General features: G+C 53.5%; 1 pseudogene. It reads right to left on the bottom strand.

From position 1 onward, the window contains the following. Positions 1 to 282: pseudogene (gene malF, locus ACNQ0T_RS24085) on the bottom strand (maltose ABC transporter permease MalF); the annotation flags it as partial.

Raw genomic sequence — 282 nt, 5'->3', positions numbered from 1 at the left:
GCGCACGCTCAAAGGTCAGCTGGTTGGTGCTACTGTAGTTGGTAAACGCGATAGCGATAGTGCAGATCAGCGGAAACAGGACAAACAGGCCCATGCCGGCGAGGCCGGGATAAACATAGCGCCAGGCATAAGCCTTGCGATTAGCGAAAATATACAGGCCAACCGAGCTTAAAATCAGCGTCATGATGGCGAACAGGTACTCCCCCTGGGCGTACATCAAAACAACAAGGTAACCCACCAGCAGGCACAGTAAGCCAATCACAGACCATGTGAGTTGCGGGC

The sequence above is a fragment of the Enterobacter cloacae complex sp.6700776 genome, from assembly GCF_048284255.1.
In the GTDB taxonomy this organism is placed as follows: Bacteria; Pseudomonadota; Gammaproteobacteria; order Enterobacterales; family Enterobacteriaceae; genus Enterobacter; species Enterobacter intestinihominis.
The sequence above is the reverse complement of the archived record's forward strand: the minus strand, read 5'-3'. Positions and strand labels throughout refer to the sequence as shown.